General features: G+C 44.0%; 6 protein-coding genes and 1 CRISPR repeat array (1 of these 7 cut by a window edge). All 6 genes read right to left on the bottom strand.

Annotated elements, in window-relative coordinates; all coding sequences use genetic code 11:
* A CRISPR array of direct repeats spans positions 1 to 11,081; the repeat unit is 32 nt; unit sequence ATTTCAATCCACGCACTCATGAAGAGTGCGAC; it reaches 18,752 nt to the left of the window's first position.
* Between the two features lie 175 nt (positions 11,082 to 11,256).
* Genes cas2 through cas5c form a run of 6 tightly spaced genes read right to left on the bottom strand, consistent with a single transcriptional unit; the run spans position 11,257 to position 16,798 of the window.
* Positions 11,257 to 11,547: a CRISPR-associated endonuclease Cas2 gene (cas2, locus tag OYT88_RS05515; RefSeq protein ID WP_274398454.1), complete on the bottom strand. Its 291-nt coding sequence runs from the start codon at positions 11,545 to 11,547 to the stop codon at positions 11,257 to 11,259.
* Between the two features lie 10 nt (positions 11,548 to 11,557).
* Positions 11,558 to 12,589, bottom strand: coding sequence for a type I-C CRISPR-associated endonuclease Cas1c (gene cas1c / locus OYT88_RS05510; protein WP_274398453.1), 1,032 nt, complete (start codon positions 12,587 to 12,589; stop codon positions 11,558 to 11,560).
* Positions 12,586 to 13,254 (bottom strand): CRISPR-associated protein Cas4, encoded by a 669-nt coding sequence (cas4, locus tag OYT88_RS05505; protein ID WP_274398451.1) that lies wholly within the window; start codon positions 13,252 to 13,254, stop codon positions 12,586 to 12,588. The genes cas1c and cas4 overlap by 4 nt, the downstream gene beginning before the upstream one ends.
* Positions 13,244 to 14,104, bottom strand: coding sequence for a type I-C CRISPR-associated protein Cas7/Csd2 (gene cas7c / locus OYT88_RS05500; RefSeq protein ID WP_274398450.1), 861 nt, complete (start codon positions 14,102 to 14,104; stop codon positions 13,244 to 13,246). Before cas7c ends, cas4 begins: the two co-directional genes overlap by 11 nt.
* Positions 14,105 to 14,162: 58 nt before the next feature.
* Positions 14,163 to 16,079 (bottom strand): type I-C CRISPR-associated protein Cas8c/Csd1, encoded by a 1,917-nt coding sequence (cas8c, locus tag OYT88_RS05495; RefSeq protein ID WP_274398448.1) that lies wholly within the window; start codon positions 16,077 to 16,079, stop codon positions 14,163 to 14,165.
* Positions 16,076 to 16,798: a type I-C CRISPR-associated protein Cas5c gene (gene cas5c, locus OYT88_RS05490; protein ID WP_274398447.1), complete on the bottom strand. Its 723-nt coding sequence runs from the start codon at positions 16,796 to 16,798 to the stop codon at positions 16,076 to 16,078. The genes cas8c and cas5c overlap by 4 nt, the downstream gene beginning before the upstream one ends.
* Positions 16,799 to 16,869 lie beyond the last annotated feature (71 nt).

The raw sequence follows: 16,869 nt of genomic DNA, 5'->3' as shown, positions 1-16,869 counted from the left end.
GAGTGCGACATCCCTCCTTAATCATGTCTAATTCCGTGCTTCCAATTTCAATCCACGCACTCATGAAGAGTGCGACTGCCTTTGTAGATTGCGCTGAGCCATTGACTAAAATTTCAATCCACGCACTCATGAAGAGTGCGACACAGAAGTGCCAAGCACTTTGTTCAGATTGGTCTATTTCAATCCACGCACTCATGAAGAGTGCGACTAAGGTGAGCGTCTTCTCCTTCATGGACAAAAAATATTTCAATCCACGCACTCATGAAGAGTGCGACTTTAGCACCTTCCTTTGCAGGAGGCGTTCCAGCAAATTTCAATCCACGCACTCATGAAGAGTGCGACGTCCATTCTTCACGTTTCTTTTTATCTAAATCATTATTTCAATCCACGCACTCATGAAGAGTGCGACCGTCGTGATTCCGGATAATTCACCGTGATCTTTATTTCAATCCACGCACTCATGAAGAGTGCGACCAAGATTAACAAGCAGTTTGTCATCAGCCGTTACGATTTCAATCCACGCACTCATGAAGAGTGCGACTTGTTGATTCGTCTGTTAGGAACTCATAAACTTTATTTCAATCCACGCACTCATGAAGAGTGCGACAGCGTTCGATCTTTCGAATCAGCTGCGCTGATAATTTCAATCCACGCACTCATGAAGAGTGCGACCAACCGAGATACCGGTGATCGCTACGGCTGGCGAATTTCAATCCACGCACTCATGAAGAGTGCGACTGCATGTCAAAGGAACAATATTTACAATCATGCGATTTCAATCCACGCACTCATGAAGAGTGCGACTGAAGTAAAGTCGTTATATCAGGTCACATTCAGTATTTCAATCCACGCACTCATGAAGAGTGCGACACGCAATTGCTAAATCGGTCAAGGATGATTTTATTATTTCAATCCACGCACTCATGAAGAGTGCGACCAAAAGATAGTAAAAGGCCAAATTCACCTTTCCTATTTCAATCCACGCACTCATGAAGAGTGCGACGACTGGAGGTTATCGCATGATTGTTCACGGCTATATTTCAATCCACGCACTCATGAAGAGTGCGACGAATGATGCATTAATCGACGAGGGTTTCATACAAATTTCAATCCACGCACTCATGAAGAGTGCGACCACTCGGCGGCATGGCAATGCCTGTTCATGATAGAATTTCAATCCACGCACTCATGAAGAGTGCGACGAAGAAAAGGACTGGTATTACATAGAATATCAGATTTCAATCCACGCACTCATGAAGAGTGCGACTGCTTCTAATTGACACGATTGCAGCTCCGCAACATATTTCAATCCACGCACTCATGAAGAGTGCGACGGTTAAAAGTGGCCGTCCGCGGCACGGAAACACTAATTTCAATCCACGCACTCATGAAGAGTGCGACTAAAAAGTTTAGCAGCACGAGGATTCACCCGGTCTATTTCAATCCACGCACTCATGAAGAGTGCGACGCAGTTTTCATCCTTAAATGTCATGCCATATACGATTTCAATCCACGCACTCATGAAGAGTGCGACTCACTCAGCTTGTTCAGCCGGTCATAATCTCTTAATTTCAATCCACGCACTCATGAAGAGTGCGACCGCTCGATTCGCAGAAGTAATCGGATTTAAGTATATTTCAATCCACGCACTCATGAAGAGTGCGACGGCAAGATGGAAAAGTCGAAACGGGATAAAAACGATTTCAATCCACGCACTCATGAAGAGTGCGACGCCATTGAGGGGCTAATGGGGTGATGGCATGTATATTTCAATCCACGCACTCATGAAGAGTGCGACGTATTATTGCTAGATTTTTTCAATTGTTAAAACAAATTTCAATCCACGCACTCATGAAGAGTGCGACTAAGACCTACCCGCTGACAATCGCCGAGTACTGGATTTCAATCCACGCACTCATGAAGAGTGCGACTGTTTCCGAAGATTGGTTTCAGGCCTACTTTGAGATTTCAATCCACGCACTCATGAAGAGTGCGACCCCAATCCTCAGCGAGCAAGTCCGTTTGCGATGATTTCAATCCACGCACTCATGAAGAGTGCGACTTTATGGAGCATATTCTTTCGGCAGGATCGTTTTATTTCAATCCACGCACTCATGAAGAGTGCGACCCGATCTAGGAAGTCAATCCACAAATAGCGGGACATTTCAATCCACGCACTCATGAAGAGTGCGACCCGATTCTGGAGCATGACAAAGAAAAGCCATAACATTTCAATCCACGCACTCATGAAGAGTGCGACCGTTTAGCATATTATTAACCTTAAACTCATCATATATTTCAATCCACGCACTCATGAAGAGTGCGACCCGATATGTGTTTGATTAAACCTACTCTCATAACATTTCAATCCACGCACTCATGAAGAGTGCGACCACCTCCGATCCGTAGAGTCATTCCGCGATAAATGATTTCAATCCACGCACTCATGAAGAGTGCGACTGTTTTCATCTTTACCAACCCTTTCAAATTTTTATTTCAATCCACGCACTCATGAAGAGTGCGACGCGAGTATATCCTGTTGCTGTTTAATCAGATCAATTTCAATCCACGCACTCATGAAGAGTGCGACCGACACGCTGCAAACAGACGATCCAAAGGTTATCAAGATTTCAATCCACGCACTCATGAAGAGTGCGACGCGGAGTTGATGGACGCATACAAACTCGAAATTATATTTCAATCCACGCACTCATGAAGAGTGCGACTGAGAACCATCTGCGCTTGTCGCATAAGCAACGTATTTCAATCCACGCACTCATGAAGAGTGCGACTCGAGTGAGAAAAACTGGTCGCCGGAGAAAAAAATTTCAATCCACGCACTCATGAAGAGTGCGACGTGCGAGTATATCCTGTTGCTGTTTAATCAGATCAATTTCAATCCACGCACTCATGAAGAGTGCGACTAAATCAACTCGCCATCTGTGACGGACAGGCCAGATTTCAATCCACGCACTCATGAAGAGTGCGACATGTGCGCAGGGTAAAGTCCTTTACGTCAATCTTATTTCAATCCACGCACTCATGAAGAGTGCGACTATGATTATCTCTTTTTATTTCTGTATTAACTGTATTTCAATCCACGCACTCATGAAGAGTGCGACTTGCGTCGGCGTGGTTTCATTCCGACACATTTTTTATTTCAATCCACGCACTCATGAAGAGTGCGACTTCCGCACCGGCCTATTACACCCGCGGCAAGATCATTTCAATCCACGCACTCATGAAGAGTGCGACGTGGATGTCGATGGGTGAGGTGGCAGAAATGATTCTATTTCAATCCACGCACTCATGAAGAGTGCGACGCTATCAAGAGCTGGCAAGTCGAACATCAAACTCAATTTCAATCCACGCACTCATGAAGAGTGCGACGGCTTGCTGTCAAACTTTTTCGCCGGCATCGGTCAATTTCAATCCACGCACTCATGAAGAGTGCGACCGATTGATCTTTGTAATAAGCTGAGGCTGATATATTTCAATCCACGCACTCATGAAGAGTGCGACGATCGTCGAGCCGACAGATAAACGGAAATAATGTCATTTCAATCCACGCACTCATGAAGAGTGCGACTGCAGACCGGCAGCTCTCCGGAATCGATCAAGCGATTTCAATCCACGCACTCATGAAGAGTGCGACGTCAAGGAGGCAGATAAATAATGGGTGAAGTAGCGATTTCAATCCACGCACTCATGAAGAGTGCGACTCTCCGCCCGCTTCGAGACGTTCCGGGCGTACCGGATTTCAATCCACGCACTCATGAAGAGTGCGACGGTGCTTAATGACACACAGAAAATGAGCATTGAGATTTCAATCCACGCACTCATGAAGAGTGCGACAGCAGACCGAAACAATGACGGCTAAGGACGCAATTTCAATCCACGCACTCATGAAGAGTGCGACTGAAAGTATGCGGATGATCCTGCCGGAGTTCAAAATTTCAATCCACGCACTCATGAAGAGTGCGACTGGCGATCTGATGCAGCTAAGCAAATTAATTAATATTTCAATCCACGCACTCATGAAGAGTGCGACAACGCATTCCGGCCAGCAGGTCATCTAGTCCATTATTTCAATCCACGCACTCATGAAGAGTGCGACCATCACCTGGAGCATATGACATCTCACTATCTTGCATTTCAATCCACGCACTCATGAAGAGTGCGACGCGGATCGATTTGCCCATCGCCGAGATTCCAGATTATTTCAATCCACGCACTCATGAAGAGTGCGACGAGATTGAAGCGGCGATTTTTAAATTAGGCAAGATTTCAATCCACGCACTCATGAAGAGTGCGACACCGATTCTCATACCTGTCCAGATCAGGGCAAAATTTCAATCCACGCACTCATGAAGAGTGCGACATCTTCGGCGACGCTGAAAGTTTTATAGTTTAAATTTCAATCCACGCACTCATGAAGAGTGCGACCATTGAACGTGATCGGTTAAGAAAACAAGTTGAAATTTCAATCCACGCACTCATGAAGAGTGCGACATCGGACAGATAACACAATTGTCCGACAACTTAGATTTCAATCCACGCACTCATGAAGAGTGCGACCCGGACTTACCACACCGAAGCAAATACGCTTTCTAATTTCAATCCACGCACTCATGAAGAGTGCGACCAGCAGCATGACCGGGCTGTCTGCCAAGTCTATATTTCAATCCACGCACTCATGAAGAGTGCGACAAAGACGTGTACGGCTGTCTCGGGATACGACCGATTTCAATCCACGCACTCATGAAGAGTGCGACTATCCAGTTCACCGCATGGATGATTCCGGCATGCATTTCAATCCACGCACTCATGAAGAGTGCGACGGAGACGGGCGAAGTCTCCTTATCTTTTATAGAATTTCAATCCACGCACTCATGAAGAGTGCGACAATTTATCCCGAACATTATCAAAATGGCCGCTGAGATTTCAATCCACGCACTCATGAAGAGTGCGACTGTTGAAGCATAGCCATCATAAGAGGAATCTGAGATTTCAATCCACGCACTCATGAAGAGTGCGACGGTGAATGTTTTAAAAAGTGGGCCTCATTCGAGGGATTTCAATCCACGCACTCATGAAGAGTGCGACTCCATCTCGACTGTCCAGGATGCCAGGCATCGAACGATTTCAATCCACGCACTCATGAAGAGTGCGACATATAGGATTTAAACTTTGTAAACTCGGTCGCGCTATTTCAATCCACGCACTCATGAAGAGTGCGACGTACGAGTATATCCTGTTGCTGTTTAATCAGATCAATTTCAATCCACGCACTCATGAAGAGTGCGACTTAAATTTATCGACCGCAATAAAACGGAGGACCAATTTCAATCCACGCACTCATGAAGAGTGCGACTGTTCGTAATCAATTGTCAGATCTTGGATTTGAAATTTCAATCCACGCACTCATGAAGAGTGCGACTACTGCTTCATCGGCCCGAAAGGGCTGTACATACCCATTTCAATCCACGCACTCATGAAGAGTGCGACTTCAGTTTCACTTTTCAACCGCAAACGGGTTTTGATTTCAATCCACGCACTCATGAAGAGTGCGACTGCATAGCTGGACCATCTATCCGGGGCAGCGTTATTTCAATCCACGCACTCATGAAGAGTGCGACTGCAATGAGTTTTCGACCGTGAAGCGATCATCCTATTTCAATCCACGCACTCATGAAGAGTGCGACGTCTTATTTTCGGACTTGTACAAATACTTAGCGATTTCAATCCACGCACTCATGAAGAGTGCGACGGCGGTGATAAACTTCATCAATTTCAGCCAAGTAATTTCAATCCACGCACTCATGAAGAGTGCGACAAGGCGAGTAAAGGAGGCGGCAGGATGAGCATAATTTCAATCCACGCACTCATGAAGAGTGCGACTTTAACCCACTCGACGGAAAAGGCGTCAAAAACGAATTTCAATCCACGCACTCATGAAGAGTGCGACTTAACAGAAGAAGCACTAAATCGTGCATCAAAAAATTTCAATCCACGCACTCATGAAGAGTGCGACGCCAACGGAGATATTTTTGTACACGGAAAACTTGTAATTTCAATCCACGCACTCATGAAGAGTGCGACCTTTGCAGATAGCGAGTGGGGCCGTTTCAGCAGATATTTCAATCCACGCACTCATGAAGAGTGCGACTCGCAAGAGATCGAGACAATGAAAATCACGTCTCATTTCAATCCACGCACTCATGAAGAGTGCGACGGTTTTTCGCAAAATCAACCGCTTCTTCAATCGTCATTTCAATCCACGCACTCATGAAGAGTGCGACCAGTTTTCCGTAGCCCTTCCCGGTATACTGCCGATTTCAATCCACGCACTCATGAAGAGTGCGACAAGGCCGCCTGTCCATTCATCTGCATAAGCAGGATTTCAATCCACGCACTCATGAAGAGTGCGACATCGGAGGTGCGGAATAATGGCAACCCTTCCGCTATTTCAATCCACGCACTCATGAAGAGTGCGACAAGTCTTATTTTCGGACTTGTACAAATACTTAGCGATTTCAATCCACGCACTCATGAAGAGTGCGACTTTTGATAATGTTCGGGATAAATTGATAATAGGTTTATTTCAATCCACGCACTCATGAAGAGTGCGACAATGCGTCGCTGGCTGTAACGGGTAGTGTGACGGCATTTCAATCCACGCACTCATGAAGAGTGCGACTGAGGGCGGGCCGTGAAGCCCAGCCCTTTAGAATATTTCAATCCACGCACTCATGAAGAGTGCGACGTGGCAAACGCAGCCTTCATGCGATCGTCAAAATTATTTCAATCCACGCACTCATGAAGAGTGCGACTCAAGCCGTTTATCTTCCAGATCCAGCCGCTTATATTTCAATCCACGCACTCATGAAGAGTGCGACAAAAAGTTTAGCAGCACGAGGATTCACCCGGTCTATTTCAATCCACGCACTCATGAAGAGTGCGACGTCAATTACGGACTTGGCTTAACCGGCGAAGCCGGAATTTCAATCCACGCACTCATGAAGAGTGCGACTTATGACGATCGGGCAAGATTATATCCAATTGAGCATTTCAATCCACGCACTCATGAAGAGTGCGACTATTCCGCCCCCCCTAAAATCCCTGTGCTAATAAATTTCAATCCACGCACTCATGAAGAGTGCGACTGGAAGGAGAGGCGCCATGGATCAGGCAGAGATAAATTTCAATCCACGCACTCATGAAGAGTGCGACTGCGTCGGCGTGGTTTCATTCCGACACATTTTTTATTTCAATCCACGCACTCATGAAGAGTGCGACCTATTCCGCCCCCCTTAAAATCCCTGTGCTAATAAATTTCAATCCACGCACTCATGAAGAGTGCGACGAAAAAAGTGCTAACGATTAAGTTCACCGATTGATTTCAATCCACGCACTCATGAAGAGTGCGACTCGTGACAAGTTGGAAAGCAAACATGCCGCCGAATTTCAATCCACGCACTCATGAAGAGTGCGACAACGGAGGCGACGACAATGCAAGAGAACATAGAGAATTTCAATCCACGCACTCATGAAGAGTGCGACGATATATCCGCTTCCGTAGCCGAAATCTTCAATTATTTCAATCCACGCACTCATGAAGAGTGCGACGCCGCTAAGCATATGCGGACGCAAGAGACCTATATTTCAATCCACGCACTCATGAAGAGTGCGACGATAAGATCCGGCCAGCAACGTTTAAGCATATTATTTCAATCCACGCACTCATGAAGAGTGCGACGGCCGGCTTTTTTGGCTCTGAAATTGACAACCTTCAATTTCAATCCACGCACTCATGAAGAGTGCGACTCCATCTTGCTAGATTGCGTCGATCGCGATGAAATTTCAATCCACGCACTCATGAAGAGTGCGACTTTGAACGTCAATCCGGCATAGATCATGCCTATGATATTTCAATCCACGCACTCATGAAGAGTGCGACAGCTTGTCTATATCAACGCCGCTATTATCGAGAGATTTCAATCCACGCACTCATGAAGAGTGCGACGCCGATATGACTAAGTACATGCCCATTCACCCCCATATTTCAATCCACGCACTCATGAAGAGTGCGACGCAGACATCTAAAATTGGATTGCCCCTGAACTTACATTTCAATCCACGCACTCATGAAGAGTGCGACCCAGTTTAGCAATAATAACCTTCAGGGTGAGTGCATTTCAATCCACGCACTCATGAAGAGTGCGACTAGAACTTCCGGATATAATTATTTCAATTGCTCCATTTCAATCCACGCACTCATGAAGAGTGCGACTTTTTGGGGACTCCGGACAGAGGAGAGTATTAAAAATTTCAATCCACGCACTCATGAAGAGTGCGACGCGAATGGGAAAATAAATACGGAATTATGCGTTATATTTCAATCCACGCACTCATGAAGAGTGCGACGGTTTTTCGCAAAATCAACCGCTTCTTCAACCGTCATTTCAATCCACGCACTCATGAAGAGTGCGACTTTGTTATAAGCATATGCCTTCAAATTGTCAAGAAATTTCAATCCACGCACTCATGAAGAGTGCGACCAAAATACACAAACGTTTTGCTCCCGAGCTACGATTTCAATCCACGCACTCATGAAGAGTGCGACTCGATCACGTCTAAAATGTCTATACAGTCTTCCGATTTCAATCCACGCACTCATGAAGAGTGCGACAATTTATCCCGGATGTTCTCAAAATGGCCGCTGAGATTTCAATCCACGCACTCATGAAGAGTGCGACCCTGTTCCTTCAACAAAAAGGTTATACAATGTATCATTTCAATCCACGCACTCATGAAGAGTGCGACCAATTCGTGAACCAGTGTTTCTTCCATATCGTGAGATTTCAATCCACGCACTCATGAAGAGTGCGACTCGTACATCGTCCAGCCCCTTGCTACCACATTTGTATTTCAATCCACGCACTCATGAAGAGTGCGACATCTTGTCATATCTAAACTCAGCTCCCTGAAATTCATTTCAATCCACGCACTCATGAAGAGTGCGACCAGCGGTACTTTATCGGCGTTGACTATGGGACCTCATTTCAATCCACGCACTCATGAAGAGTGCGACGCAAACAGGCAAACGTCTAGGATCGGGTTCCCCCATTTCAATCCACGCACTCATGAAGAGTGCGACTGATGAAGACCGGGACAAAGTGCTGGCACTCTTATTTCAATCCACGCACTCATGAAGAGTGCGACTGACTGTTTCAAAAGTCGTACCGCTTGATGTGAATTTCAATCCACGCACTCATGAAGAGTGCGACGTTATGTCAATTAATATTTCAACTTCTCACCGGGATTTCAATCCACGCACTCATGAAGAGTGCGACAGTCGCTTACCGACGAATATAAAACTGTTGCCGATATTTCAATCCACGCACTCATGAAGAGTGCGACTCGATTGTACGTATAGACTCGGCACCGCTCAAGTGATTTCAATCCACGCACTCATGAAGAGTGCGACAACTGTTTCCGAAGCAAGATATACCGGCTTAAAATTTCAATCCACGCACTCATGAAGAGTGCGACCGGAGAAACGTCGTCACGCCGCTCAAGCGGATGCTATTTCAATCCACGCACTCATGAAGAGTGCGACTGTGATGCTTCCTGTACGGCTTTCATTAGCAAATATTTCAATCCACGCACTCATGAAGAGTGCGACTTAGCACAGGGATTTTAGGGGGGGCGGAATAGAATTTCAATCCACGCACTCATGAAGAGTGCGACGTTTCTTCCGGCCGTTTTGCCCGGTTCCAATCGGTATTTCAATCCACGCACTCATGAAGAGTGCGACTCATGACGACCCTCAGTATAATCCGTTTCGCTTAATTTCAATCCACGCACTCATGAAGAGTGCGACGATATGTGCGCGGGCACCGGGGGCATCACGATTCATTTCAATCCACGCACTCATGAAGAGTGCGACGGCAAGGACAGTTTGGTCATGCTTGACCTCATTCAATTTCAATCCACGCACTCATGAAGAGTGCGACCGTTCAGGATTTCAATGTACTCATGCGTTTCGGCATTTCAATCCACGCACTCATGAAGAGTGCGACTGATCCCGATAGGCCATGAGCCCGACTTTTCCCGTATTTCAATCCACGCACTCATGAAGAGTGCGACCTCTCATGCCTATCAGCCTTTCATCACAAAATGAATTTCAATCCACGCACTCATGAAGAGTGCGACAGGATACGGCGACGGCACTCGCTGTTTTTGCTCAATTTCAATCCACGCACTCATGAAGAGTGCGACCCGTTGACACTCGATATGGTGATCGGGTTGTTGTTCATTTCAATCCACGCACTCATGAAGAGTGCGACCAAGGCCGCTTGATGTCAGCTCACCGTTATGCAGGATTTCAATCCACGCACTCATGAAGAGTGCGACTTGACAGCGGCATTAGTGATTATTTTGGAGATATATTTCAATCCACGCACTCATGAAGAGTGCGACGCTTGATATGCGGCCGAACCCATTTGATCGATTTATTTCAATCCACGCACTCATGAAGAGTGCGACGGCAAAAAACGTATTCGGCCAACCAAACCGTTCAATTTCAATCCACGCACTCATGAAGAGTGCGACATATGGGGTCTGACCGTTTGTACCGGCCGGACCTTATTTCAATCCACGCACTCATGAAGAGTGCGACGTGTTGATCTGGTGGATGTTTGCAAATTAGTTAAATTTCAATCCACGCACTCATGAAGAGTGCGACCCCGTGTCGCTCGGCAGTATCACAAAATGCTGGATATTTCAATCCACGCACTCATGAAGAGTGCGACCGGGAACAGCGGCAACCGGAACAGCGGCGGCGGATTTCAATCCACGCACTCATGAAGAGTGCGACGGCTTGGAAAGATGACAATTCTGGCGCAGGAGGCATTTCAATCCACGCACTCATGAAGAGTGCGACTATATCCCATCGCCTGCACAGTCATGCGTGATCTGATTTCAATCCACGCACTCATGAAGAGTGCGACTCATCCGCCTGGTTCTTGATGTGCTTATAGATCCATTTCAATCCACGCACTCATGAAGAGTGCGACGGCGATTTTCAGTGAATATAAAGAAAACAAAGTCGACATTTCACGAAATCGCGCTTATTAATGCAGTTATTTAAAATAAAAATGGATTATTTTGTAATATATACAAATTTTTATACAATATAATTGGTGCGAAGGATTCCTAAAAAAACTGTAAGCTAAACATTCGCACCAGACACTAGAAAAGTAATGGTCCTTCTATATCAATGGATTCTTTGGTACCAACGTGTTCAACCTTATTTTTATAGTTTTTTCCCAGTTGATAAAATCTGAGACTATCTTGAGCTTTATCAATAACACGGGAAAGTTCTATTTTAAGAGCAGCGAATCGGGCAGCATCAACAATGCATTCAAAAACAGAGTTCTGAACACGTTGTCCATAATTTTGGCAGATCTTAGCTACTTTTCTCAATCTTTTTTGGCCAGCACTCGTTACTGTGCTGACATCATAAGTAATAAGTATCAGCAATGTCCATCACCTACTTCCATAAAAACGGTGGATACTCATCAAAATCGTTTCTTAAAAATCGGGCCAGTAATAAGGATTGAACATGGGGGACTAAACCCCATGAAATTTTTTCACCAAGAAAAGGGTGGGTAATTTTTTCTTGCTTTTTGTTCTGCCATGCCGTCAAAAATCCCTTTCTGGCTTCGTCTGTCATAATGACAGCCCCATTCTCTTTTTTCAAAAAATCATGGCCGTGAACTCCTTTTTTATTAATCAGAGACAGAACAAATCGATCCGCATATACACCACGGAGTTCTTCCATCATATCAAGTGCAAGAGACGCTCTTCCCGGACGATCCCGATGCAAGAATCCGACATATGCATCCATTCCTACTCCTTCAAGTGCTGAAGTCATATCATTAGCCAATAATGTATAGGCAAATGACAACATGGCATTCACATTGTCCAGCGGAGGTCTTCTTGATCGCCCCTTAAAAATAAAATCATCTTTCTGCTGCAATATCATGCTGTCGAATAGATTGTAATAACTAGTCGCTGCCTGTCCTTCCAGTCCTCTCAATCGATCTAAATCATTACACTCATGTATCGCTTTAATGAGCTGGGATAAATCTCTCGAAACTTGTTTAAAATTGGAAACATCAATTCTCAGAGGGTAATCGCGAGTCATCCGTTCCAAAATCCATTTATGGTTATATACTTTTCCAACAATAAAATTTTTAGCAATCGCCGCTGACTCCTGCTCATCATCCGAGACCCGATACTGTCTTTTTCTAAGGATGACGTTACCTCTGCTTTTCCCAATGACACGGGCAAGGAAACGACCATTCATAGTCAAAAAGGAAATTGAAATGTTTCGTTCAGCGCAGTACCCCATCAAAGCGGGACTTGCCCCCGCATATCCAAAAGTAACAATAGATTCCAAATTATGAAGAGGCAGTCTGCCGATACTCTCTCGTTCTCTTGATAAGACGATATTGTCACCGTCCAAGGAGAGATATGTATCTGGCTGAGTAATATATAGGGTGTTCAAAAGTTTTTTCATTCGTAGATTTTCCCTTCTATATAACTCTTTACAGAGCGTTTCTTCATCAACTTGGGCAGACAAATATTTTGAAGTGAACAGCTTTTACAGAATGGTCCTGTTCGAACTTTTGGTGTATATTGTTTTTGATAATAATCTTGCATTTCGTTAATCATAGAGGTTACCTTTGATTTGAGAAGATCGGTCAAGTCTACCTCAATTCTGTGTTTTATTTCATTGTAGAAAATGTAACCCTTATCGACTTTACAGAGCAGCATTTCTTCAAGGCACATCGCCTGTGCAGTAAGTTGTAAAACATCCGATTCATCCACTTTAGGTTTACCGCGCTTATATTCAACAGGGTAGGCTGTATACTTTCCACTCATCCCATTGATCATAACGCCGTGCTTTTCATCTTTAATAAATTCAACAACATCGCAAATCCCTGTAATTCTTAATTGACGGGATTTTACAGGCATCGCACGGACAATAAGTTTATCGCCTCGTTTTTCTCGAAAAAAGGGATCATCCACATGGCGATGGAGAAACTGGCCTTCAACAGTTTTAACGTTTTCGCTCCATTGCTGTTCAATATGAATCAGTGCCCATTGACGTCTGCAAAATTGAAAATGTTGGATGCCCGATAACATTAAATAGTTATCTTCTTCATTTTCATTAGCGGCCATCGAATACCTTGACTTCCAGTCCATCCAATTCAGCAAGTGTAATTTCATATTCGCCAATATTTTTAGGCACATCTTCAGTGGGCTTTATTTCCAGAGAATGATGCACTTTTGCGGAGGAATACTGACCAAGTTTACTTTTATGTTCCCACCAGTAAACTTTATGAACTTCCATACTACCCTCAGGACGGGCAGAAGAGGCATCATTTTCAAAAAGGGAAATAAGTGCCTGCTTTATTTTTTCCGCATCCTCATTGGTAAAGCCCGTTTTTTCAGCTAACTGGGTATTGATACTTCCGTTAAATCGATAGACACCGAAATCTACACGGTGCTTCATTCCCATAGTGTCTGATCCTCTTCCTTCGCTTGGCTCGGAATTAACACTTTTTGTAATTTGCATGCTGGAAATATCAATCGGAACGACACTCACTGCTGTTTGCACAGTTACCGGTCCGCGGACTCCAACTGACACACCTTTCCCCGCTCCGCCTTTGAAGGCAAAAACTTGCCCAAAACTTCTTACATCAATCCATTCCTTGCAGGCTGCCGCTGCATAATCTTCATCTGTTTTATCTTTCTCTTTTGCTATTTCCTTTAATTCAACATTACCATCCGCACGTTCACGAAGGCTTCCATACTCATCGGACGTCCGGTCGTTGGACTGTACAAAAATAGATTCTCCCATATCTTGTAGGCGGTTTCTTATTTTGCGTTTAATTGCTACATCGGAAATTTCTCCATAGCCTTCATAGTTCTGTCTTGGCCTATTTCCGTTCAATGGATCTCCATTGGGATTAGCCTTATTAACAGTCAGTATCACCGAAAAATCAATTTTGTGATCAAGAGTACTCATCAGAATCTCTCCTATCTATCATTTTTTTACGATTAGTCAATAAATTTTCACATTAATATTAATTGGCTGCAGCAACAGAATCCGTATCTCTCTTTTTTTGATACAATTGGTAGCGCTGGCTATAAAATCCGAGTAAGAATTTTCCTGTCAATGATTGATTATCAAAATCATTAAAACTTATTTTGGCTGCAACATCATCTATTAATTGTGTCAAATACCATCCAGCCCGTCCGAGCCGTCCCTGATAAGGGACTAGGCTGGATTGAATGACCTTCCATGTTCGCTCCGGATGCTCGGAAAATTCATTCATATAACGCATTGCATTACTTAATCTCCACTCTTCAGATTTAAGTGCACGATGTTCAAGCACATCTGCTATTGCTAAAAGCCGGCCAAATAAATAACTCCTGTCTGTATTCTGTTCATCCAACGCCACAGTTAATCCCCTCCCGTTTTTTTCATATACTTGCTTGTTAATTAGTGCACAAGTGATACTTAATGTTTTTTCCCATTCCCAATTGTTGTCAAAAGATAGTGGATTTCTGGCCCGATAAAAAGCAGAACGAACAAGGTCATTTGGAATATTTTTTTTATCTACAATACATGGAATCAAACGTTCCATTACTTCTTTAATCACTTTATCGCTTGCTTTGGATCCATAAACCGCATGCGCTATATCCTTGTTCGCCGGGGCTCCAAAATACGGAGGGAGCTGCTTATCCTTCCCCTTTCGATAATCATGCCGCCAGACGCATTGTGAATGCCAATTTATTAAGTTATTTAAATAAATTTCCTGTTGCATGTTACGATAATAAAGAATGGCAAGACGCCCTGTTGTTGCCGAATCAAGAATAAGAATATTGACCTTTGCATTAGGATCCAGCTTGTTCTGATAGCCGCCCATGGCCTTCTTAAATTCATTGGCAAATTCGTTGTTCGTAAATGCACTTGGATCCTCAGTCTCTTCACCCAGATGAGAGATATCATAGATATCGTCCTCAAGATTGGGCACCTTATCATCATGATTCGACCAAACTAGGAAAACGCGATTATCAACAATCCTTGCCTGACGGCGAATCAGCCATTTCAGAGCATTATGCGCCTTTTGTGATACTTCATAACTGATACTTGCCGCCTCATGGCTCTTATTAAATCGTCCCCTATAGGTGAATCCGCTCGTGTCATTGGCAGAAATTAATTTGGCTTTATCTCCGGCATTCCTTATTTTATTGGCATGTTTCTCCGTCGACGGGAGCCACTGTCCGGAGACAAAGCAGAGATCTTGTTCATTGAGCTGATCATTATAAAAATAGATGAACGAATCATACATTTTTTTATCCAGCCAAACCTTAGGCAGCGACTTCTCTTCCGAATAAACGGTGAAACGGACAAAAGCACTATTCTGACCGGAGACTGCCGCTGAAAAAATATCCGGTTTTTTATCTCCGCACAAATGTTTATATTTATCATTCCACTTATTAATTAATTGACCTTTTTCGTCAATCCAGAGAACCTTTTCCGCAATCAAATCTCTAATCAATCGTCCTTTGCTTAAATAAGTATAGATACTCTTTACCTGAGGCGTAGCGTAAGGAGAATCCGTCCATTTTTTTAAATTATTAATATAACTTGAGAAAGGAGTATCTTCCTTATTTTTAACTTTTCCGCCAAAAGCAACGAAATCTCCAGCAACATAGCTAAGTTTATCATGAAGCGGATAAGGGGCAATTACGGCACCGGCTCGGCTGGCAGAGTCTTCCGTACAAGGAATTATTGTGTCACGATCACTTTTTTCAATAACATGTGCCGTATGAAACGACCCGTCCTCCGCAATGGCAACTTCTATGTGAGCTGTCTGTGTCGTATGGGAAATAGGAAGAAGAGTAAAAGCCTGTCCATTATGCATATAATCTATCTTCCCGACAAAGTCTTGGTTAGCCTCGTAGGTTTCATACAAATTCAATAAACAGCTCAACGCATAGCCTCCCTTTCCAAAGTATCAAGCAGGGAATCAGCCGTTTCTATGTCTTCAGGGCCAAACTTCTTCGGCGTCATTTCTTTCACTTTTCTGACTTCTGTACACTCTTCGGGACGAATGAATTTGATGACACCCCTTTTCATCACAGGCTTCCATAGCCGTACTTCCAACTGATTTCTGCCTGTCTCATCCGGATACGAGATACCATGAACCATGGTGCCGAAATAAATTTCTTCATCCCTATAATCGTAATATCCGGTACCTTCATTGAATGAGCATGGTTCGACATAACCCTGACATTCCCTGGTCCCCAAAAAGATATCCCGGCGCCCTCCCGCTTTAAGAGCACGCTGAAAAATACTGTAGTGTTTGCCCTCGTTACGATCAGACTCCAGATCCGGCCGATTCATGTTAAATTCAAAATGACCTTTAACAATATATTTGGGTTCTTTTAAGTATGTGTAATTAGCTAACGTGTTCCCTCCGCCATATTCTATTGGACGGATTCCCTTAGACTCCATTCGAATAACATTCATAATTCGCACGGCATCAATATAATGAATAATGGTCGGTTTCCAGTAAACGCTTTCAGCTATGCCCTTTAGCGCTTGATAAGTGGGTATCTGATAAGTTGATTTTTCTCCGCCTATTTTTGTTAAAGGATCGGTAAACAGTGCATAAGAACCATATACTACAAATTCATATGAATTTTTCATTTTTTCACCTCCAAGAATTGATTAGCCCTAAAAGGGGAAAACATCAAGGGTATTTTTTACCGTCCATTATA

It is taken from the genome of Sporolactobacillus sp. CQH2019 (assembly GCF_028765345.1).
GTDB lineage: Bacteria > Bacillota > Bacilli > Bacillales > Sporolactobacillaceae > Sporolactobacillus.
The sequence above is the reverse complement of the archived record's forward strand: the minus strand, read 5'-3'. Positions and strand labels throughout refer to the sequence as shown.